Here is a 20,946-nt window from a genome sequence, read left to right on the forward strand (position 1 = left end):
TGAAGCATAGAGCAAGGGTTGGGCCAGTGTTTTCGGTGCCTTGTAAATCAATGGCTTGCGATGGGTTCGGCACTATGTGAAGAGGGCTGTGTGGCAGCGCTGATACAGCGTGCGTGACACTTTGTACCGCTGATGGCACAGCCAGTGACCCAGCGGTCAAGCGAACATTGCAATGCCGGGGCGGGTGGAGGATGCTGGGCTTATCTCGTCTGCGGAGAACAATAAAAAGTGCAGAACAATCACCTCAGCCGGCATGCCCGGCAAGTGCTCACGGTGACTCAGGGCAAGGCGCACACACAGGGGCCAGGCAGTGATCCCTCGATTGCCCGCTCATGGCTGCGCTGCCTCGAGGACTACCATCTGGACCCGGCCCAGAGCATGGCCCCGACCGTGCTCGAGCATGGCCGCGTGCTGGAGAGCCGCGAGCGCCTGCAGCAGGTGCTGCAGATTGCCGGCACCGAGATGAACAGCCTGCATCAGCAGTTGTCGGGCGCCGGGCATGCGGTACTGTTGACCGATGCCCGTGGGGTGATCCTCAATTGCGTTACCGCGCCGACCGAACGGCGTATTTTCGAGCGCGCCGGGCTGTGGCTCGGCGCTGACTGGAGCGAAGCCCGCGAGGGCACCAACGGCATTGGCACCTGCCTGGTCGAGCGTCAGGCGCTGACCATTCACCAGGATGAACATTTCCGTGGCCGGCATACCGGCCTGACTTGCTCGGCTAGCCCGGTCTTCGACCCTCATGGTGAACTGCTGGCGGTACTCGACGTGTCTTCGGCGCGTCCTGATGTGTCGCGTCAGAGCCAGTTCCACACCATGGCGCTGGTCAACCTGTCGGCGAAAATGATCGAGAGCTGTTATTTCCTGCGCTATTTCGAGAACCAATGGCTACTGCGCTTTCACCTTCAGGCTGAGTCGGTCGGATTGTTCAGCGAAGGGCTGCTGGCGTTTGATGGCGATGGGCGGATTTGCGCGGTCAACCAGAGTGCCTTGAACCTGCTCGGCACCATCCGTGGTGGTGTGCTGGGCAAGCCGGTCGAGATGTTCTTCGACTGTGCGCTGGATGAGCTTTTCAGCCGTTCGACGGCGCAGGCCAGCAACAGTTGGCCATTGCGCACCCGCGACGGCCGCTTGTTGTTCGCCAGCCTGCGGGGCCAGGTTCGCAACCCGGTAGTGCCTTCATTGGCGACCCCGGCACCTGCTGCCAAGGTAGAGAAGATCGGGGCGATCTGTTTGCTCGACCCGCTGTTGCAGAACGATTTCCGCCGGGCCGTGCGGGTGTTCGAGCGCGATGTTCCCTTGTTGATCAATGGTGAGACCGGCAGTGGCAAGGAGGCCTTCGCCAAGGCCGTGCACCAGGCCAGCCAACGGTGCGACAAAGCGTTTGTGGCCCTGAACTGTGCCTCCATTCCAGAAAGCCTGATCGAGAGCGAGCTCTTCGGGTACCGCGGCGGCAGTTTCACCGGTGCCCGCAAGGAGGGCATGCGCGGCAAGCTGCAGCAGGCTGACGGCGGCACCTTGTTGCTGGATGAAATTGGCGACATGCCGCTGGCCTTGCAGACCCGCCTGCTGCGGGTATTGGAAGACCGCATGGTGGTGCCGATCGGGGGCGAGCCGCAGGCGGTCAACGTGCGCATCATCAGTGCCACCCACCGCAACCTGCTGGAACGGGTGGAGGATGGCAGTTTCCGTGAAGACCTTTATTACCGTCTCAACGGCCTGGAAATCGAACTGCCTGCCTTGCGCGAGCGTAGCGACAAATCCCAGTTGCTTGATTTCATTCTGAACGAGGAGGCCGGTGGCCAGGTTGTCAGCCTGGAGCCTTTGGCGCGACAGGCACTGCTGGCGTTCGCCTGGCCTGGTAACGTGCGGCAATTGCGTAATGTGCTGCGTACATTGGTGGCGCTGTGTGATGACGGCGTTATCCGCCATGCCGACCTGCCACCCACGGTAGGAGCGACGGTGCGAGGTCTCGACGTGTCCCGCGATAACGGTATTTCCGAAACGACTCATCGCGGGGCAAGCCGAGGTGCCGCACCGCCGCTGCTACAGTGCGCCGAGCGTGATGCATTGCTTGCCACCCTTGAACAGCAACGCTGGCACATGACCCATGTCGCCGCGCAGTTGGGTGTCAGCCGCAATACCTTGTATCGAAAACTTCGCAAGCACGGTATCGCCCGCAGTCTTTGAGCGAAACACAGGATGCGATTTCCTGTGCGCTGGGCTACCCTGCCTCGACGTTTTGCGAGGTCGATCATGCACATTCATATTCTTGGTATTTGCGGCACTTTCATGGGTTCGCTGGCGGTGCTGGCCAAAGAGCTCGGTCATCGCGTCACCGGCTCCGACGCCAATGTCTATCCCCCCATGAGCACCCAGCTTCAGGCCCAGGGCATCGAGTTGACCCAGGGCTATGACGCCGCCCAACTGGACCCGGCGCCAGATCTGGTGGTGATCGGCAATGCGCTGTCGCGCGGCAACCCTGCCGTGGAGTACGTGCTCAACAAGGGCCTGCCGTATGTGTCGGGCCCGCAGTGGCTGGCCGACCATGTGCTGCAAGGTCGTTGGGTGCTGGCGGTGGCGGGTACCCACGGCAAGACCACTACCAGCAGCATGCTGGCCTGGGTGCTGGAACATGCCGGTATGAGCCCGGGCTTCCTGATTGGCGGTGTGCCACAGAATTTCTCGGTGTCGGCGCGCTTGGGCGGCACACCGTTCTTCGTGGTCGAGGCCGACGAATACGACAGTGCCTTCTTCGACAAGCGTTCGAAATTTGTCCACTATCGCCCGCGTACCGCGATCCTCAACAACCTTGAGTTCGATCACGCGGATATCTTCCCTGATCTGGCAGCGATCGAGCGGCAATTCCATCACTTGGTACGTACCATTCCGAGTGAAGGGCTGGTCATTCATCCAACCACCGAGCTTGCGATCGAGCGGGTGATCAAGATGGGTTGCTGGACACCGGTGCAAACCACCGGTGAAGGCGGGCAGTGGCAAGTCAAGTTGCTCAGTGCCGACGGTTCACGTTTTGAAGTCAGCTTCGAGGGCGAGGTTCAAGGTGTAGTCGAGTGGGAACTGACCGGCCAGCACAACGTTGCCAACGCCCTGGCGACCCTGGCCGCGGCTCGCCATGTGGGTGTGGTGCCGGCGATGGGTATTGCCGCTTTGAGTGCTTTCAAGAGCGTCAAGCGTCGCATGGAGAAAGTCGCCGAAGTGCAGGGCGTGACCATCTATGACGACTTCGCGCACCATCCGACGGCCATTGCCACCACCCTCGACGGCCTGCGCAAGCGCATTGGCGATGCACCGTTGATCGCGGTGATCGAGCCTCGCTCCAACTCGATGAAGCTGGGCGCGCACCGCGATGGTCTGCCGGAAAGCGTCAACGATGCCGATCAGGTCATCTGGTATGCACCGCCCAACCTGGGCTGGGACCTTGCCGCCACTGCCGCCGAGTGTAAGGTGCCTGCCGTGGTTGCCGACAGCCTTGAAGCGATCATCGAGCGGGTCAAGAGCCAGGCCAAGCCCGGCACCCAGGTGGTGATCATGAGCAACGGCGGTTTTGGTGGGCTGCACGACAAGCTGGCCGAGGCGCTGAAATGAGCGGGCCGGAACGCATCACCCTGGCCATGACCGGGGCTTCGGGGGCGCAGTACGGACTGCGCCTGCTCGACTGCCTGGTGCGCGAAGACCGGGAGGTGCACTTTCTGATCTCCAAGGCCGCGCAACTGGTGATGTCGACCGAGACCGACGTGGTGCTGCCGGCCAAGCCTCAGGCGATTCAAACCTTTCTCACCGAGTACACCGGCGCTGCCGCCGGGCAGATTCGTGTGTACGGCAAGGAAGACTGGATGTCGCCAGTGGCCTCCGGTTCCGGTGCCCCCGCAGCGATGGTGGTGGTGCCGTGCTCTACCGGCACCCTGTCGGCGATTGCCGCGGGCGCCTGCAACAACCTCATCGAGCGGGCTGCCGACGTCACCCTCAAGGAGCGTCGGCAGTTGATCCTTGTGCCGCGTGAAGCACCGTTCTCCACCATTCACCTGGAGAACATGCTCAAGCTGTCGAACATGGGGGCGGTGATCCTGCCTGCGGCGCCGGGGTTCTATCACCAGCCGCAGACCATCGATGACCTGATCGATTTTGTCGTGGCACGGATTCTCAATCTGCTGGACATCCCGCAGGACATGCTGCCGCGCTGGGGCGAGCATCACTTCGGCGCCGATGAATGAGGCGACTGCTCGGTATGGCTGTGTTGTGTGTGCTGGTCAGCGGTTGTGCCAGCATACGCACACTCGATGCCGCCAAGCCTGGGGCGCCGTTGGTCTATAGCGGTACGCGGCTTGATCTGTACGCGATGCAAGGTGGGTGTTGTGCGTTGGACCGCTTTGGTGCCGAAGCGCCAACGTACCCTGGGCTGGATCTGCCGGGCAGCCTGTTGCTCGATACCTTGCTGTTGCCGTTGTCGGTGTTGACGGCCTTGGGAATCGGTTTTCAGGCAACGGGTGGGCTGTAATGGCATCGCGGGGCAAGCCCGCTCCCGCGCTGCAGGAGCGGGCTTGCCCCGCGATTGATGTTACCTGCCGAGCCTGCGCAGCTCGTCAGACTCGACGATGCGAATCCCATCTTGCTCTTCCAGCGCCAGGCGCCATAGGGCGCGGGCCAATTGGCAGGCTTCGATACCCCGGTACTTGCCAGGGATCAGCTTGGACAGCGGTCCGGCAACCCGTTCAGCCAGGCGTGGCTCCACGCGTTCACCGAGCAACAGGGACGGACGGGCGATGGTCAGTTGCGGCCAGTCCTGGGCCTCCAGTGCTTTCTCCATTTCGCCTTTGACCCGGTTGTAGAAGATCGGCGACCTGCGGTCGGCGCCCAGCGCACTCAACACCAGCAAATGCCGCGCACCCAGCTCCCGGGCGCGTTTGCCGAACGCCACCACCATGTCCAGGTCGACGGCGCGAAAAGCCGATTCGGACCCCGCCTGCTTGATGGTGGTGCCCAGGCAGCAGAAAGCGATGTCGACGCGCCCGGCTAGTTGCGGCAGGAAAATCGCCGGATCGCCCACTGGGTTTTCCAGGTGCGGGTGCTCGGCCAACGGACGGCGGGTAGGGGCCAGCACTCGACTGACGGTTGGCTCGCTGAGCAACCGATCGAGTAGATGTTCACCGGTAAGACCGGTGGCTCCGGCAAGCAGGATATGCTGAGGCGTCAAGTACATGATGTCTCTCCCTTGATACAGTCAGCTTAGTGGTTGCTGGCATTTTTTGCATGCCCCGTCTCATTTGCCGTTTTGCTTTCGAGGGCTTTGCGTGCCTGCTGCTGACGCAGTCGTTGCCAATGTGCCACTACGTCCTTGGGCGCCCAGATTTGCGGTTCGGAGGCCTCGAATCCCTCCACCGCCTCACGCTCGGCAACGCTGGCGCTGGCTTGGTCGAAGGCTTGCTGCAGATCGTCGGTCTGGTTCAGGGCCTGGGCGAACAAGGCATCGCCGAAGTAGGTAAAGTCGGCTTCTTCAGAGCAGCCGAACGACACTCGATCCGCTCGTGAGGCCGTCATGATCAAGGTCTTGTCGTCTTTGAGCGAGTCGATGTAGCCCCCTGAATAGCAGGCGGAGATGACAATGATCTTGTCGCGATCTTTCAATGGCGCCAGTGTACTGGCGAGGGCATCGGCGGGCAGGTCGGCCAGTTGCAGGCGTGGCTGGTCGAGAACCAGTTCGTGCTCGTGGCTGCCGTGGGTGGTCAGGTAGATGAATACCAGGTCTTCGGGGCCGGTGCGCTCGGCCAGGGTGCGAACGGCCCGGGCAAGGCTTTCGCGGGTGGCCATGGGCCGGTCATCGAGGTGGTCGCGATGGTTGACCAGGCTGATCTGCCCTGTAGCGCCAAAGCGACTCTTGAGCATGGCGCTAACATAGTCGGCCTCGCGCAGAAACACACTTTGCTTGCCGTCGCCAGCCAGGGTCAGGCTGTATAGCTCGATCTGCGCTGTGGAGGCCGGAATCCGGGCCAGTGCCTGCTCCAGCAGCGGCCCCTGGTTCAGCAGCGCCAGCTCCAGCGGATCAGGCAGCAGCCGGCCCTTTTCATCACGCACGCGCAGGCCGTTGATCCAGTCACCGCTCTGGCTGCTGCCATCGGGCAGGTTCAGGCGGCCACGGCCATGGTAGGTGTCGTTGTCGAAGCCGCCGATATAGAGGCTGCCATCGGCCAACTGCAAGCGACCGTTGCCGGAGAAGCGCCAGTCGCGAAAGTTGCCCTTGTAATGGCTGCCATCACTGGCGATCAACTCGCCCTTGCCATTGAGGGTGCCGTCCTTGAATTGTCCGATCCACACATCACCGTCGACGCTTTCATAGCGGCCCCGGCCTTCCAGGCGATTGTCGCGAAAGGCGCCGATGTATTGGTCACCTTCGGCACTGTTGAAGGTGCCGCTGCCTTCGAGCTGACCGTTGACGAAGCGCCCGCTGAACTGGTTGCCGCTGGCATCGCTGCGAATGCCTTCGCCGTTGGGTTTGCCGCGTGCGAACAGGCCCTGGTACTGACTGCCGTCAGCTAGTTCAAGATGGCCGGCGCCGTTGTACTGGTCGTCCTTGAACTGGCCGCGATACAGCAAGCCGTTCTCTTTGAGGGTGCCTTCGCCATCGCGTCGGCCGAGCTTGAAACCGCCGGTGTAGCTGCTGCCTGGGGTCTTCAGCGTGCCCAGGCCATGGAACAGGCCTTGCTGGAACATGCCGCGATAGACCTCGCCATTGCTACCGTGCCATTCGCCCTGGCCGTGCCACTGGCCACTGAGGAAGTTGCCGGCGTACCAACTGCCGTTGGGGTAGTCGATTCGGCCCTCGCCTTGCAGCAGTCCATCGACCACCTGGCCCCGGAAGCGACCACCATCGGGTAGGCGTGCATCCGGTGGAGACAGGGGTTCGCCATCGCCACAGGCGGCGAGCAGCAAGCTCAGGGCAAGAGGAACAAGTGGGCGCATGACGGGGTCCGGGCGGGTGAGGCCCCGAGTATGCCGCAGAATGCGCCGACTGAAACAGCCAGTGGGACTGTTTCAGTGTCGGGCCGTTTCAGACGAAGCAGAGCGTCAGGGGTTCGGCGATGTAGGCGGGCTTTTCCTGGCCTTCGATTTCCAGGGTGGCGGTGAGCTTGAGTAACCATTGGCCGGGCTTTTTCTCGGTGGCGTCGGCCAGGTCGACCTTGAGTCGGACCTTGCTATCGACCTTGACCGGCTGGATGAAGCGCACGCTGTCCAGGCCGTAGTTGACCACCATCTTCAGGCCTTCAGGCAGGACCAGGATGTCTTCCATCAACTTGGGGATCAGCGACAGGGTGAGAAAACCATGGGCGATGGTGCTGCCAAATGGCGTTTTCGCCGCCTTTATCGGGTCCACATGAATGAACTGAAAGTCACCTGTGGCCTCGGCAAACAGGTTGATGCGGTCTTGGTCGATGGTCAACCATTCGGAACGTCCCAGTTCCTTTCCAACGTACTGCGAAAGCTCTGCAACAGGTACAAAGGGCATCGTGACTCTCCTGATTGTCTTTGGATTTCTTATGACGTAGGCAGATTCGAACGCCTAAGATCAGCACGCCTGCACAAAGCGGTCAAGTCGCCATGTTTTCGGCGAATATCAGGTTATAGGCAGGTCGTTAGCGTGCTTATAATGGCCGCCAGGCCCGAAGGAGGTACTTATGCTGTTGCGTGGATTGACCTGGCTGGTGTTGTTTCAATTGCTTGGGACGGCGATCAATCACCTGTTTGTGCCTTTTCTGCCCGGCCCAATCCTTGGACTGCTATTTTTGCTGGTGTTCCTGATGGTGCGCGGCGAGGTGGGGGCGCCACTGAGCGAGGCAGCCAACAGCCTGTTGCGCTACCTGCCGTTGCTGTTGGTGCCGCCGGCGGTGGGGGTGATGGTCTATGCCGCCGATATAGCGGCCGATTTCTGGGCCATCGTCGGTGCCTTGGTGCTTTCGGCGTTGATCACCCTGGTGTTTGTCGGTGTGCTGATGCAAAAGCTGATCGCCCGCCAGGGCAAGCGCGAGGAGCAGTCATGAGCCTGGATTGGGGCGGTGCCCTGGACGCTGTCATTCACCATCCGCTGTTCGGCATCGGTATCACCCTTGGGGCCTACCAACTGGTGCTGGCCGCCTACGAGAAAACCCGCTGGATCTTCCTGCAGCCGGTACTGGTGTCGATGCTTGTGGTCATTGGCGTACTGCTGACATGTGGCCTGACCTACAACGAATACCGCAAAAGTACCGAAATCATGAGCATCCTCCTGGGCCCTGCAACGGTCGCCCTGGCGGTACCGCTCTACCTCAACCTGCGGCGGATTCGCCAACTGTTCTGGCCGACTTTTACTACGCTGGTAATCGGAGGGGTGTTTGCGACCGGTGCCTGTTTGCTGCTGGGTTGGTGGTTTGGTGCCGAACACATGATTCTGATGACCATGGCGCCCAAGTCGGTGACCTCGCCGATTGCCATGCTGGTAGCCGAGCAGATTGGCGGTGTGGCGGCCCTGGCAGCGGTGTTCGTGCTGATCACCGGGGTGATCGGGGCGATTTTCGGCCCGGGGCTGTTGTCACGTTGTGGTGTGCATAGTCCCGAGGCCCGAGGGATGGCGCTGGGGGTGACCGCTCATGCGGTGGGTACCTCGGTGGCGCTGCAGGAAAGTGATGAGTGCGGGGCCTTTGCGGCGCTCGCGATGAGCCTGATGGGGGTCGCCACAGCGGTGTTCCTGCCCCTGGCAGTCAGCCTGGTTGTTTAAGGAGTTGCAATGACGTTACCCCTGTTCCCGCTCAATACGGTGCTGTTTCCGGGATGCTTTCTCGATCTGCAGATCTTCGAGGCGCGCTACCTGGACATGATCGGTCGCTGCATGAAGCAGGGCGGTGGGTTTGGTGTTGTCTGCATTCTTGAGGGTGAACAGGTCGGCAAGGCACCCGAAGGCTATGCCTCGATCGGTTGCGAGGCCGTGATTCGCGATTTTCAGCAGCAGGACAACGGCCTGCTCGGCATTCGGGTCGAAGGCACCCGGCGTTTTCGTGTAAAGCAGGCGCACGTGCAGAAAGACCAGTTGTTGCTGGCAGAGGTGCAGTGGCTGCACGATCTACCCGATACGCCACTGCGCGATCAGGATGACGATCTGCTGGCCTTGCTCAAGGCCTTGGGCGAGCATCCGATGGTGGCCGCGCTCGACATGCCGGCCCAGGTGCTGGGCCAGCACTCCCTGGCCAACCAACTGGCCTACCTGTTGCCCTTCGTTGAGGAAGACAAGCTCGATCTCCTGGCCATTGACGCCCCACAGCAGCGCCTGGATGCTATCCAGGCGCTGCTTGATCGGCTGCAGGGTGAGCTGTTCGCCTGAACCTCAGTACTGGTAGCGCACCAGGGCGTGGGGCAGGGCGTGCAGGCTGAAGAAGGCCAGCAAGGCAACGCAGGCCGGCAGGATCAACCACCATACCTTCAGCGGCAGGGCCGCAAGCGGTTCGCGGTGCTGGGTCAAGGTCAGGCTGGTAGCACACACGCAGCAGGCGAGCATGGCCCCGGCAAGAATGTCGGTCGGCCAGTGTGCGCCCAGGTACACCCTTGATACCGCAATGGCCAGCGCGGGCAGGCAGCCCAGCAGAATCCAGGTCAGGCGCATGCGTGCGGGTTGTCCGCGCCCGGCCAGTACCGCCAGTACCAGGAAAAACGCAAAGGCTGCCGAGCTATGGCCGCTGGGCATGCTGTAGGTGGTCAGCGGATCGGTCAGGACCTCCGGGCGGGCCCGGGCGAACAACCATTTCAGGCTACCATTGGCCAGTGCGGTGCCGATCAGGGTAGCGCCGGCAAAAATCGCTGGGCGCCACTGGCGTGCCAGGAGCAGCAGGCCGACCAGCAGGCCGCCGAGAAAGAACTGGGTACGAAAATCTCCCATTCGAGTGACCAGCACCACGCTGCCATCGATGACGCTGCTGCGGTGCTCCTGGATCAGGGTCATCAGGCCCTGGTCGAACTCATGCAGGTACGGCCAGCCAACAAACAGGCCGGTCAGGGCCAGCAGGCTGAGCCCGGCAATCACGCGGGTGCCGCGACGCATGCTGCGCAGGCTGCAGTTGATGCTCACGCCCAACAGTATGGCCAGGCCGGCAGCGATGATTCCGGCGTCGAGCCAGAAACCCTCGGGCAGTGGCAGGCGCATGGCGGCACCCGTTGCCCAGCCGGGCAGCAGATAGGCCACCGACCAACCCGCCCCGGCAATCAGGCTGACGGCGATGAAACGTGGCAGGGGCATGTCGAACATGCCCGCGACCATGGGCAACATGGGGCGCAGGGGGCCGATGAAACGGCCGACCAGCAGGCTGGCGATGCCGTAGCGCTGGAAATAGGTTTCGGCACCGCCGATCCATTCCGGGTGATGACGCAGCAAGGGCAGGCGGCGGATGTTCTGGTGAAACTTGCGTCCGAGGGTGTAGGAAATTGCATCCCCCAACAGGCCGCCAAAGAACCCCAGCATCAGGGTTTCACCCAGTGACAGGGCGCCACTGCCGGCCAGCACCGCCACGGCGAACAGCAATACCGTGCCTGGCACGATGATCCCGGCAATTGCCAGGCACTCCACGCAGGCCACCAGAAAGATCGCCAAGCCTAGCCATTGCGGGTTGGCGCCAAGCCAACTCGTCAGGCTGTCGAGCCATTGGCCCATCGTGTCAGTTTCCTTGTGTCAGTAAAAAGTAGTCCCGGCCTTCGACTTGGCCGCGACGCAGCGGGTTCCGTGTGCAATGACGGGCAAATTCGGCATCGACGAATCGGTAGGGCAGATGTTCATCGCGGCCGTGGGGAATGCCCAGGCGGGTGGTCTGAATAATATGTTTCACATTGATACCGCAGTCTTCGACGAACAAGCGTTCCGGGTCGAAGCGCTTGGCGTCCCAGTGCGGCACTTTCAGGCCCAGGGCCTTGCACAGCAAGGTCTGGCCGGCGCAGAGGCGCTCGATGGCGCGCGGTTGGCCATTGGCATCGGGGTTGTTCAGGTGCATCTGTACCAAACTGTTGTCATCGCTGATGGCATCGACGAAAGGGAAGGCCGCTTTGATCAGCACCGCGTTGCCTGGGCCGTGGGCGCTGAAGTTCAGCGAGTCACCACCACGGGCGTAGTACATGTAGATGTGCCCGCCGTCGAGAAACAATGCCTTGCGCTTTTCCGTATAACCGAGCGAGGCATGGCTGCCCTTGTCGCTGCAGTAGTAGGCCTCGGTCTCGATGATCCGTGCCGACAGCCAGTAGGGGCCGTGGCGATGGCGGATGATCTTGCCCAATAGCGATCTGGCCAGCGCCTGGGCGTCGCGGTCGAAGAAGCTGTCAGGCAGGGCCCGGGACGGGCAGGGGGCTGAGTCGGGCATGCTGGTGGTTCGGTAGAAGGCAAGGGCTGGATGATAGCATTGCCGCCTGCAGGATCGGGCTTGCCCCGCGATTGGACGTATCTGGCAGACCGCAATCATGCGGCAAGCGCGATCCTGCAGGGCACTGTTTTTGACCATCCGCCTGTCACTGCTGGGCGCGGGGCGACGCGACAGTTATAATCATCAGATTTTCCCCTTCGCCAAGACCACTGAGCCCATGACTGAGTCCGTTCTTGACTACATGACCCGCCTGGGTCGCGCCGCCCGTGAGGCCGCGCGCGTTATTGCCCGTGCCAGCACCGCGCAGAAAAACCGCGCGCTGCAAGCGGCCGCCAATGCCCTGGATGCCGCTCGCGACGAGTTGTCGGCTGCCAACGAGCTGGACCTGGCCGCTGGTCGTGCCAATGGCCTGGAACCGGCCATGCTCGAGCGCCTGGCGCTGACCCCGGCCCGTATCGACGGCATGATCGTCGGTCTGCGCCAGGTCGCCAGCCTTCCAGACCCGGTCGGTGCGATCCGTGACATGAGCTATCGGCCGTCGGGTATTCAGGTCGGCAAGATGCGCGTACCGCTGGGCGTGATCGGGATCATCTACGAATCCCGGCCGAACGTGACCATCGACGCCGCCAGCCTGTGCCTCAAGTCCGGCAACGCCACCATCCTGCGTGGCGGCTCGGAAGCCATCCATTCCAATCGTGCCATTGCCGCGTGCATCCAGCGCGGCCTGGCCGAGGCCGGCCTGCCATCTGCCGTGGTGCAGGTGGTCGAGACCACCGATCGCGAAGCGGTCGGCGCCTTGATCAGCATGCCCGAATACGTGGATGTGATCGTGCCGCGCGGCGGCAAGGGCCTGATCGAACGTATCAGTCGCGATGCGCGCGTGCCGGTCATCAAGCACCTGGACGGCATCTGTCATGTGTATGTGGCCGAACATGCCGAGCTGGACAAGGCCCGGCGCATTGCCTTCAACGCCAAGACCTACCGGTATGGCATCTGCGGAGCGATGGAAACCCTGCTGGTCGATCAGTCGGTCGCTGCCGAGTTCTTGCCGGAAATGGCCCGTCAATTTCGGGAAAAAGGCGTCGAGCTGCGCGGGTGCGTACGGACGTGCAGCATCATCGATGCCGTGCCGGCCACCGAGGAAGACTGGAACACCGAGTACCTGGCGGCCATCCTGTCGATCCGCGTGGTCGAGGGCCTGGACCAGGCCATCGAGCACATCAACCACTACGGTTCGCACCATACCGACTCGATTGTCACCGAGCATCAGGGCCAGGCCCGGCGGTTCACGGCCGAGGTCGATTCGTCCTCGGTCATGATCAATACCCCGACCTGCTTTGCCGACGGCTTCGAGTATGGCTTGGGGGCAGAGATCGGTATTTCCACCGACAAGCTGCACGCCCGCGGCCCTGTCGGCCTGGAAGGCTTGACCTGTGAAAAGTACGTGGTGATCGGCGACGGTCAACTGCGTGGACAGGAGTCGATCTGACTTGGCCGAGCGCAAACCGCTCGCCCACGTCTCGACGATGTCGCTCGCCCGGCGCATCGGCGTGCTCGGCGGGACCTTCGACCCGGTACACATCGGCCACCTGCGCAGCGCGCTGGAGGTGGCCGAAGTGCTGGCGCTGGACGAGCTGCGGCTGATGCCCAACGCCCGTCCGCCGCACCGTGGCACCCCACAGGTGTCGGCCGAGGATCGCCTGGCGATGGTTCGTTGTGCAGTCGAAGGTGTGCCAACGCTGACTGTCGATGCCCGCGAGCTGTTGCGCGATACGCCGTCGTACACCATTGAAACGCTTGAACTGATGCGCGCTGAAATGGCCGCCTCGGATCAGCTGTTTCTGCTGCTGGGCTGGGACGCGTTCTGCGGCTTGCCCAGTTGGCACCGTTGGGAAGAATTGCTGCAACACTGCCACATCCTGGTGCTGCAACGCCCGGATGCCGACGTCGAGCCACCGGATGCCCTGCGCAACCTGTTGGCCGCGCGCTCAGTCAGTGATCCGCAGGCCCTGGTTGGGCCGGCGGGACATATTGCATTCGTCTGGCAGACCCCGCTTGCGGTGTCAGCCACGCAGATCCGACAGCTGCTGGCCAGCGGCAAGTCGGTGCGGTTTCTGGTGCCGGACGCAGTACTGGCCTACATCGATGCGCACAACCTTTACCGTGCGCCGAACTGAGGGTGCTGTGAAGCGCCCCTACATTACGAGTTGAATGAGTTTTTATATGACCAAGCAAAAACACAGTGCCATCAGTGCCGAAGAACTGGTCGAGCTGACCAAGGTTGCCCTGTCTGACGTCAAGGCCCAGGACATTCAGGTTATCGACGTGCGTGAAAAGCATAGCCTGACCGACTACATGATCATCGCCACCGGTACCTCCAACCGCCAGATCAGCGCCATGCTTGAAAAGGTCCGTGAAGCGGTCAAGGCCAAGGGCGTGCAGCCGCTGGGCGAAGAAGGCAAGGGTGACAGCGACTGGGTTCTGCTGGACCTGAACGACGTCATTGTTCACATGATGACCGCCGCTGCCCGCCAGTTCTACGACCTGGAGCGCCTGTGGATGGGTGCCGAGCAGAGCCGCGCCGCCGATGGCAAGCACCACAGCCCGGACAACACCCACGCCTACTCCGAAAATCTCAAAGACCGGGAATAAGGAAGCGTCGTGCGTCTGCGTCTGATCGCGGTCGGCTCGCGCATGCCCAAGTGGGTGGAAGACGGTTGGCATGAGTATGCCAAGCGCCTGCCCTCGGAGCTTTCGCTGGAGCTGGTGGAAATACCGCTCAATACCCGGGGCAAGAATGCCGATGTCGCCCGCCTGATTCGTCAGGAGGGCGAGGCCATGCTCGCCAAGGTCCAGCCAGGGGAACGGATTGTCACCCTGGAAGTCCATGGCAAGCCCTGGAGTACCGAGCAACTGGCGGTCGAGCTGGATCGCTGGCGGTTGGACTCGCGTACCGTGAACTTCATGGTCGGCGGCCCGGAAGGGCTGGCGCCGGAAGTCTGCGCGCGCGCCGAGCAGCGCTGGTCGCTGTCGCCGCTGACCCTGCCGCACCCATTGGTAAGGATACTGATCGGCGAACAGCTGTACCGCGCCTGGACCGTGTTGTCCGGGCACCCTTACCACAAATGAACCTGTAAGCCTTTCAATGACGCAGCCGATTCGCCTCAAGGATCACGAGAAAGACGCCCGTTTGGTGCGCAGTCGCGTCGTGGTCGGTGCCGTGGCGATCGTCCTGCTGATCTGCGTCCTGATCGCGCGCCTGTATTACCTGCAGGTGATCCAGTACGAATATCACTCGACGCTGTCGGAGAACAACCGGGTGCACGTGCAGCCGATTCCACCGACCCGCGGGCTGATCTTCGATCGCAATGGCGTGATCATCGCCGACAACCGCCCAAGCTTCAGCCTGAGCATGACCCGGGAGCGTTCCGGCGATTGGCAGCAGGTGCTGGATGTGATCGTCGAAGTCCTGGAGCTTACGCCCGACGACCGTACCCTGTTCGAGAAGCGCATGCGCCAGGGGCGCCGGCCGTTCGAGCCGGTGCCGATCCTGTTCGAGCTGACTGAAGAGCAGATTGCGCGGATTGCCGTGAACCAGTTCCGCCTGCCCGGTGTAGAGGTGGTCGCCCAACTGGTGCGGCATTACCCGCAGGGCGCGCATTTCGCGCACTCGGTGGGCTATGTCGGGCGGATCAACGAGAAAGAGCTCAAGACCCTCGACCCGGTCAATTACAGCGGCACTCACCATATTGGCAAGACAGGCATCGAGCGCTTCTACGAACCGGAGCTGCATGGCCAGGTAGGTTATGAAGAGGTCGAGACCAACGCCCGTGGCAGGGTGTTGCGGGTTCTCAAGCGCACCGATCCGATCCCCGGCAAGGACATTGTCCTGAGCCTGGACATCAAGCTGCAGGAAGCCGCTGAAGCCGCGTTGGCCGGGCGCCGTGGTGCAATCGTCGCACTCGACCCGAACACCGGTGAAGTGCTGGCGATGGTCAGCCAGCCAAGTTTCGACCCGAACCTGTTCGTGACCGGCATCAGCTTCAAGGCCTATGCGGAGCTGCGTGACTCCATCGACCGGCCGCTGTTCAACCGCGTGCTGCGCGGGCTGTATCCGCCAGGTTCGACGATCAAGCCGGCGGTGGCCATTGCCGGCCTGGACAGCGGCGTGGTCACGGCTTCGAGCCGGGTATTCGACCCTGGTTACTACCAATTGCCCAATTACGATCACAAGTACCGTAACTGGAACCGTAGCGGTGACGGCTGGGTCGACCTGGACACAGCGATCATGCGCTCCAACGACACCTATTTTTACGATTTGGCCCACAAGATGGGCATTGATCGCTTGTCTACCTACATGAACCGTTTTGGAATCGGCCGGAAGGTGTCGCTGGACATGTTTGAAGAATCGCCTGGCCTGATGCCGTCGCGCGAATGGAAGCGTGCCACTCGCCGTCAGGCCTGGTTCCCCGGCGAAACCCTGATCCTCGGTATCGGCCAGGGTTACATGCAGGCCACCCCGTTGCAGCTGGCGCAGGCCACGGCCCTGATCGCCAGCAAGGGCAAGTGGAATCGCCCGCACCTGGCCAAGACTATCGAGGGCTTGCCACCGGTGGACGAGAACCCTATCGAGGATATCGTGCTGCGTGACAAGTCCGACTGGAACAAGGTCACCCACGGCATGGAGCAGGTGATGCACGGCGCCCGGGGTACGGCGCGCAAGGCGGCGATCGGTGCGCAGTACCGGATCGCCGGCAAGAGTGGTACCGCCCAGGTGGTGGCAATCAAGCAGGGTGAGAAGTACGACCGCAACAAGTTGCAGGAGCGTCATCGCGACCACGCCTTGTTCGTCGGGTTTGCCCCGGCGGACAACCCCAAGATCGTGGTGTCGGTGATGGTCGAGAACGGTGAGTCCGGTTCCGGTGTTGCAGCGCCCGTGGTGCGTCAGGTCATGGACGCCTGGCTGCTGGGCCCCGATGGCCGCCTCAAGCCTGAATTCGCCAACCCGTCCATTGCCCAGGAATCGGCCCCGTGAAGAGTAATTTCGATCGCATGCTCTCCAGCGAGGACGTGATGCGTCGTCGCGCCAGCTTCCTGCAACGCATTCATATCGACGGTCCCTTGCTGATCCTGTTGCTGACGCTGGCGGCCGGCAGCCTGTTCGTCCTCTATTCGGCCAGTGGCAAGAACTGGGACCTGCTGCTCAAGCAGGCCAGCTCCTTCGGCATCGGCCTGGTGTCGATGTTCGTCATTGCCCAGCTGGAGCCGCGTTTCATGGCCCGCTGGGTGCCGTTGGCCTATGTCTGCGGGGTGATTCTGCTGGTGGTGGTGGACGTCATGGGTCACAACGCCATGGGCGCCACGCGCTGGATCAACATCCCCGGGGTTATCCGCTTCCAGCCCTCGGAGTTCATGAAGATCATCATGCCGGCGACCATCGCCTGGTACCTGGCCAAGCGCTCGCTGCCTCCGCACCTCAAGCATGTGATGATCAGCCTGATCATGATCGGTGTGCCATTCATTTTGATCGTTCGCCAGCCTGACCTGGGAACCGCCTTGCTGATCCTGGCGTCAGGTGCGTTCGTATTGTTCATGGGGGGGCTGCGCTGGCGCTGGATCGTCAGTGTGATCGCCGCAGCGGTACCGGTGGCGGTGGCCATGTGGTTCTTCGTCATGCACGACTACCAGAAGCAGCGTGTACTGACCTTCCTGGACCCCGAGAGCGACCCGCTGGGCACCGGCTGGAACATCATCCAGTCCAAGGCCGCCATCGGCTCCGGGGGCGTGTTCGGCAAGGGCTGGTTGCTGGGTACCCAGTCGCACCTGGACTTCCTGCCGGAAAGCCATACCGACTTCATCATCGCGGTACTGGGCGAGGAGTTCGGGCTGGTCGGCATCTGCGCGCTGTTGTTGATCTATCTGCTGCTCATCGGTCGCGGCCTGGTGATTACTGCCCAGGCCCAGACACTCTATGGCAAGTTGCTGGCCGGCAGCCTGACCATGACCTTTTTTGTCTATGTGTTCGTTAATATCGGTATGGTCAGCGGCTTGTTGCCCGTGGTGGGTGTGCCGTTGCCCTTCATTAGTTATGGCGGAACTTCGTTAGTGACGCTGCTGTCAGCGTTTGGGGTTTTAATGTCGATCCACACGCACCGCAAATGGATTGCACAGGTTTGAATAAGGTGAAGAATTACATGCAATTTATGCGTGGCTGGGCCGCTCGTTGCGCGCCCTGGGTTGGCCTGTTCGGCCTGCTCGGTGGAGCACAGCAAGCGACCGCCGGGGACTATGACGGCTCACCGCAGGTGGTCGAGTTCGTCGGCGAGATGACCCGCGACTACGGTTTTGCCGGCGAACAACTGATGGATGTGTTTCGCGATGTTCAGCGCAAGCAATCGATCCTCGACGCCATTTCCCGGCCCGCCGAGCGGGTAAAACCCTGGAAGGACTATCGCCCGATGTTCCTCACCGACGCCCGGGTGGCGCGCGGTGTCGACTTCTGGCGCCAGCACGAGGCGACCCTGGCGCGCGCCGAGAAAGAGTACGGTGTACCGGCCCAGGTGATCGTGTCGATCATCGGCGTTGAAACCTTTTTTGGCCGCAACACCGGCAACTACCGGGTGATCGACGCGTTGTCGACCCTGGGTTTCGACTACCCGCCGCGCAGCGAGTTTTTCCGCAAGGAGCTGCGCGAGTTCCTGCTGTTGTCCCGTGAAGAGCAGGTCGATCCGCTGACCCTCAAGGGTTCCTACGCTGGCGCCATGGGCCTGCCGCAGTTCATGCCGAGCAGCTTTCGCGCCTACGCGGTGGACTTCGACGGCGACGGCCACATCAATATCTGGAACAACCCGGACGATGCCATCGGCAGTGTCGCCAGCTACTTCAAGCGTCACGGCTGGGTAGCGGGCGAGCAGGTGGTCAGCCGCGCCAGTGTCACCGGCAATCGCGTTGATGAGGGCTTGAGCCCCGGTATAGACGCGGTCAATACAGTCGGGGAGTTGCGGGCACTGGGCTGGTCGAGTCATGATGCGCTGCGCGATGATCTGCCGGTCACCGCCTTTCGGCTCGAAGGTGACAACGGCCCTGAGTACTGGCTGGGCCTGAAGAACTTCTACGCGATCACTCGCTACAACCGCAGCGTGATGTACGCCATGGCGGTACATCAGCTATCGGACCTGCTGGTTCAAGCACGGGGCGCCAAGTAATGCGCGTATTGTTTTCTCAAACCTCTCTCAAACTGATCGGCTGCGCGGCCATGGGCCTGTTGCTGGCCAGTTGCTCGTCGAACAAGCCGGCGCCGCAAGGCCCCGCGGTGGTCAAGGCCAAGCCAGGCCTGGACATCAACCGCGCGCACAAGGACGGTGCCCCGTGGTGGGACGTCGATGTGTCGAAGATCCCTGACGCCACGCCGACCGTACACACTGGCAACTACAAGGCCAACCCGTACACGGTGCTGGGCAAGACCTACTTCCCGATCCAGGAGTCGCGCAACTACCGCGCCGAGGGTACCGCGTCCTGGTACGGCACCAAGTTCCACGGTCAGAACACCGCCAACGGCGAGGTCTATGACCTCTATGGCATGAGTGCGGCACACAAGACCCTGCCGCTGCCGGCCTACGTCAAGGTCACCAACCTGGACAACCAGCGCAGTGTGATCCTGCGGGTCAACGACCGTGGTCCGTTCTACTCCGACCGCATCATCGACCTGTCCTACGCGGCGGCGAAGAAGCTCGGCTATGCCGAAACCGGCACCGCGCGCGTGCGCGTCGAGGGCATCGATCCCAAGCAGTGGTGGGCTCAGCGCGGCCAGCCGGCGCCGATGGTGCTCAATCAGCCTCAGGTTGCCCAGACCCAGACATTGCCTGCCAGCACCGGCACGGTCGAGCAATGGACCCCGCCGCCGCAGCAGCATGCCGCTGCCGTTGTGCCGCTGCAGGTCGCCAGTAACAGTGCCCAGGCCGCCAATGGTCTTTACTTGCAGGTCGGCGCCTTCGCCAACCCGGATGCCGCCGAGCTGCTGCGCTCCAAGTTGAGCGGCATGGTCAGTGCCCCGGTGTTCATCAGTTCGGTGGTGCGCAACCAGCAAACCCTGCACCGGGTGCGCCTCGGGCCGATCAACAGCCAGGGCGAAGCCCAGCAAATGCAGGACAGTGTGCGTCTGGCCAATCTTGGCCAGCCCAAAGTTGTGACGGCAGACTGACCGGGGGGACTGGTCGCTTTGTCATGCAAGCGGGCCTGACCGCCATGTACAATGGCGGTTTTGCTCGCAAGGCCCAGCGCCTGAAGACGTTTTGCCCATAAGGGCATGAGCCCATTAGCCATTTCGAGAGACGGATGAACATAACCAGCTTTGCCAAACGCCTTTGCCTGCTTGTACCGCTGATGATCACCCCTGCTGCGTTTGCAGCAGAGCAGATGATGCCGTCGCCGCCGCAACTGGCAGCCAAGTCCTACGTGCTCATGGAAGCTTCCAGCGGTAATGTCCTGGTCGAGAATAATGGTGACGAGCGTTTGCCGCCGGCCAGCCTGACCAAGCTGATGACCGCCTATATCGCGACCCTGGATATCCGTCGCGGGCAAATCGGTGAAAACGATCCGGTTACCGTCAGCGAAAACGCCTGGCGTACCGGTGGTTCGCGTATGTTCATCAAGGTCGGCACCCAGGTCAGCGTCAGCGACCTGCTGCATGGCATCATCATCCAGTCGGGCAACGACGCCAGTGTCGCCCTCGCCGAGCACATCGCCGGCAGCGAAGACGCGTTCGCCGACATGATGAACAAGACCGCCGCTGACCTGGGTATGACCAACAGCCACTTCATGAACCCGACCGGCCTGCCGAACCCCGAGCATTACTCGTCGGCTCACGACATGGCCGTGCTGGCCCGCGCGATCATCCACGAAGACCCGGCCCACTATGCGATCTACTCGCAGAAGGAGTTCTTCTGGAACAACATCAAGCAGCCAAACCGCAACCTGCTGCTGTGGCGTGACAAGACCGTCGACGGTCTGAAGACCGGCCACACCGACGAAGCCGGCTACTGCATGGTGTCTTCGGCCGTACGTGATGGCATGCGCCTGATCGCCGTGGTCTTCGGTACCAACAGCGAGCAGTCCCGCGCTGCCGAAACCCAGAAGCTGCTGACCTACGGTTTCCGTTTCTTCGAAACCCAGACCTTCTACCAGAAGGGTACCGAGCTTGCTCAGGCACCGGTCTGGAAGGGCACCACCAGCCAGGTCAAGGCCGGCCTGGCCAACGACCTGAGCATGACTTTGCCTAAAGGCCAATTGAAACGCCTGGCCGCAAGCATGACCATGAACCCACAGCTGATGGCACCGATCGCCAAAGGTGACGTGATCGGTAAAGTGGAAGTCAAACTGGATGACAAAGTGGTTCACAGCGCTGACCTGATCGCGCTGGAGCCTGTGGAGGAAGGTGGTTTCTTCCGTCGAGTCTGGGATAGCATTCGGCTATTCTTCTACGGGTTGTTCAACTGATATCGTGACCTGCCACGCCCCCGCCTGCACATGCGGGGGCGTTGTTGTTGCCACGGCTTACGAGGCCGTT

At 62.0% G+C, this 20,946-nt stretch carries 21 protein-coding genes; 16 read left to right on the top strand and 5 right to left on the bottom strand.

Features of this window, described 5'->3' with window-relative positions:
- Positions 1 to 228 precede the first annotated feature (228 nt).
- The 4 genes from ABVN19_RS25910 to ABVN19_RS25925 all read left to right on the top strand — a co-directional run bounded on the left by ABVN19_RS25910 (position 229) and on the right by ABVN19_RS25925 (position 4,516).
- Positions 229 to 2,190: a sigma-54-dependent Fis family transcriptional regulator gene (locus ABVN19_RS25910; protein WP_105642171.1), complete on the top strand. Its 1,962-nt coding sequence runs from the start codon at positions 229 to 231 to the stop codon at positions 2,188 to 2,190.
- A 66-nt stretch (positions 2,191 to 2,256) separates the two neighbouring features.
- Complete coding sequence (mpl, locus tag ABVN19_RS25915) at positions 2,257 to 3,606, top strand: UDP-N-acetylmuramate:L-alanyl-gamma-D-glutamyl-meso-diaminopimelate ligase (RefSeq protein ID WP_105642172.1); 1,350 nt, start codon at positions 2,257 to 2,259, stop codon at positions 3,604 to 3,606.
- Positions 3,603 to 4,232 carry a flavin prenyltransferase UbiX gene (gene ubiX / locus ABVN19_RS25920; RefSeq protein WP_028944420.1) on the top strand — a complete coding sequence of 210 codons (630 nt, stop codon included), beginning with the start codon at positions 3,603 to 3,605 and terminating at the stop codon, positions 4,230 to 4,232. The genes mpl and ubiX overlap by 4 nt, the downstream gene beginning before the upstream one ends.
- Positions 4,229 to 4,516: a YceK/YidQ family lipoprotein gene (locus ABVN19_RS25925; RefSeq protein ID WP_028944419.1), complete on the top strand. Its 288-nt coding sequence runs from the start codon at positions 4,229 to 4,231 to the stop codon at positions 4,514 to 4,516. The genes ubiX and ABVN19_RS25925 overlap by 4 nt, the downstream gene beginning before the upstream one ends.
- A 60-nt stretch (positions 4,517 to 4,576) precedes the next feature.
- Here ABVN19_RS25925 and ABVN19_RS25930 read toward each other — a convergent pair whose 3' ends face one another.
- The 3 genes from ABVN19_RS25930 to ABVN19_RS25940 all read right to left on the bottom strand — a co-directional run bounded on the left by ABVN19_RS25930 (position 4,577) and on the right by ABVN19_RS25940 (position 7,519).
- Complete coding sequence (locus ABVN19_RS25930; protein ID WP_105642173.1) at positions 4,577 to 5,218, bottom strand: oxidoreductase; 642 nt, start codon at positions 5,216 to 5,218, stop codon at positions 4,577 to 4,579.
- A 26-nt stretch (positions 5,219 to 5,244) separates the two neighbouring features.
- Positions 5,245 to 6,975: a C13 family peptidase gene (locus ABVN19_RS25935; RefSeq protein ID WP_105642174.1), complete on the bottom strand. Its 1,731-nt coding sequence runs from the start codon at positions 6,973 to 6,975 to the stop codon at positions 5,245 to 5,247.
- 88 nt (positions 6,976 to 7,063) lie between these two features.
- Complete coding sequence (locus ABVN19_RS25940; protein ID WP_028944416.1) at positions 7,064 to 7,519, bottom strand: MaoC family dehydratase; 456 nt, start codon at positions 7,517 to 7,519, stop codon at positions 7,064 to 7,066.
- 169 nt (positions 7,520 to 7,688) lie between these two features.
- On the opposite strand from ABVN19_RS25940, the gene ABVN19_RS25945 reads away from it, so the two are divergent.
- The 3 genes from ABVN19_RS25945 to ABVN19_RS25955 are packed head-to-tail and all read left to right on the top strand — an operon-like array spanning position 7,689 to position 9,364.
- Positions 7,689 to 8,051, top strand: coding sequence for a CidA/LrgA family protein (locus ABVN19_RS25945; protein WP_028944415.1), 363 nt, complete (start codon positions 7,689 to 7,691; stop codon positions 8,049 to 8,051).
- A gap of 2 nt (positions 8,052 to 8,053) precedes the next feature.
- Positions 8,054 to 8,764: an LrgB family protein gene (locus ABVN19_RS25950; protein ID WP_177431069.1), complete on the top strand. Its 711-nt coding sequence runs from the start codon at positions 8,054 to 8,056 to the stop codon at positions 8,762 to 8,764.
- 9 nt (positions 8,765 to 8,773) lie between these two features.
- Positions 8,774 to 9,364: an LON peptidase substrate-binding domain-containing protein gene (locus ABVN19_RS25955; protein WP_028944413.1), complete on the top strand. Its 591-nt coding sequence runs from the start codon at positions 8,774 to 8,776 to the stop codon at positions 9,362 to 9,364.
- A gap of 3 nt (positions 9,365 to 9,367) precedes the next feature.
- On the opposite strand, the gene ABVN19_RS25960 is transcribed toward ABVN19_RS25955, so the two are convergent.
- On the bottom strand, positions 9,368 to 10,684 hold the full coding sequence (locus ABVN19_RS25960) for a bifunctional DedA family/phosphatase PAP2 family protein (protein ID WP_028944412.1): 1,317 nt from the start codon (positions 10,682 to 10,684) through the stop codon (positions 9,368 to 9,370).
- 4 nt (positions 10,685 to 10,688) lie between these two features.
- Positions 10,689 to 11,381: a DNA-3-methyladenine glycosylase gene (locus ABVN19_RS25965; protein ID WP_028944411.1), complete on the bottom strand. Its 693-nt coding sequence runs from the start codon at positions 11,379 to 11,381 to the stop codon at positions 10,689 to 10,691.
- 217 nt (positions 11,382 to 11,598) lie between these two features.
- Between ABVN19_RS25965 and ABVN19_RS25970 the strand changes: the two genes are divergently transcribed.
- The 9 genes from ABVN19_RS25970 (at position 11,599) to ABVN19_RS26010 (ending at position 20,876) form a co-directional block, all read left to right on the top strand.
- Entirely contained in the window at positions 11,599 to 12,870 is a 1,272-nt protein-coding gene (locus ABVN19_RS25970) for a glutamate-5-semialdehyde dehydrogenase (RefSeq protein WP_105642175.1), read from the top strand.
- Between the two features lie 37 nt (positions 12,871 to 12,907).
- The gene (gene nadD, locus ABVN19_RS25975; protein WP_105642196.1) at positions 12,908 to 13,558 is read left to right on the top strand and encodes a nicotinate-nucleotide adenylyltransferase; all 651 of its coding nucleotides are present in this window, start codon (positions 12,908 to 12,910) and stop codon (positions 13,556 to 13,558) included.
- A gap of 46 nt (positions 13,559 to 13,604) precedes the next feature.
- A complete protein-coding gene (gene rsfS / locus ABVN19_RS25980; protein WP_028944408.1) occupies positions 13,605 to 14,033 on the top strand; it encodes a ribosome silencing factor in 429 nt (142 codons plus the stop codon).
- A gap of 9 nt (positions 14,034 to 14,042) precedes the next feature.
- A complete protein-coding gene (rlmH, locus tag ABVN19_RS25985) occupies positions 14,043 to 14,510 on the top strand; it encodes a 23S rRNA (pseudouridine(1915)-N(3))-methyltransferase RlmH (RefSeq protein WP_010222895.1) in 468 nt (155 codons plus the stop codon).
- Positions 14,511 to 14,526: 16 nt separating this feature from the next.
- On the top strand, positions 14,527 to 16,416 hold the full coding sequence (gene mrdA, locus ABVN19_RS25990; protein WP_028944407.1) for a penicillin-binding protein 2: 1,890 nt from the start codon (positions 14,527 to 14,529) through the stop codon (positions 16,414 to 16,416).
- Positions 16,417 to 16,454: 38 nt separating this feature from the next.
- Entirely contained in the window at positions 16,455 to 17,558 is a 1,104-nt protein-coding gene (gene rodA, locus ABVN19_RS25995; protein ID WP_045182857.1) for a rod shape-determining protein RodA, read from the top strand.
- 17 nt (positions 17,559 to 17,575) lie between these two features.
- Positions 17,576 to 18,586 (top strand): lytic murein transglycosylase B, encoded by a 1,011-nt coding sequence (mltB, locus tag ABVN19_RS26000; RefSeq protein ID WP_028944405.1) that lies wholly within the window; start codon positions 17,576 to 17,578, stop codon positions 18,584 to 18,586.
- A complete protein-coding gene (locus ABVN19_RS26005) occupies positions 18,586 to 19,581 on the top strand; it encodes a septal ring lytic transglycosylase RlpA family protein (protein ID WP_028944404.1) in 996 nt (331 codons plus the stop codon). Before mltB ends, ABVN19_RS26005 begins: the two co-directional genes overlap by 1 nt.
- A gap of 134 nt (positions 19,582 to 19,715) precedes the next feature.
- The gene (locus ABVN19_RS26010; protein ID WP_028944403.1) at positions 19,716 to 20,876 is read left to right on the top strand and encodes a D-alanyl-D-alanine carboxypeptidase family protein; all 1,161 of its coding nucleotides are present in this window, start codon (positions 19,716 to 19,718) and stop codon (positions 20,874 to 20,876) included.
- Positions 20,877 to 20,946: the final 70 nt, after the last annotated feature.

Origin of the sequence: Pseudomonas vranovensis (assembly GCF_040438935.1) — a bacterium.
GTDB classification, from domain to species: Bacteria; Pseudomonadota; Gammaproteobacteria; order Pseudomonadales; family Pseudomonadaceae; genus Aquipseudomonas; species Aquipseudomonas vranovensis.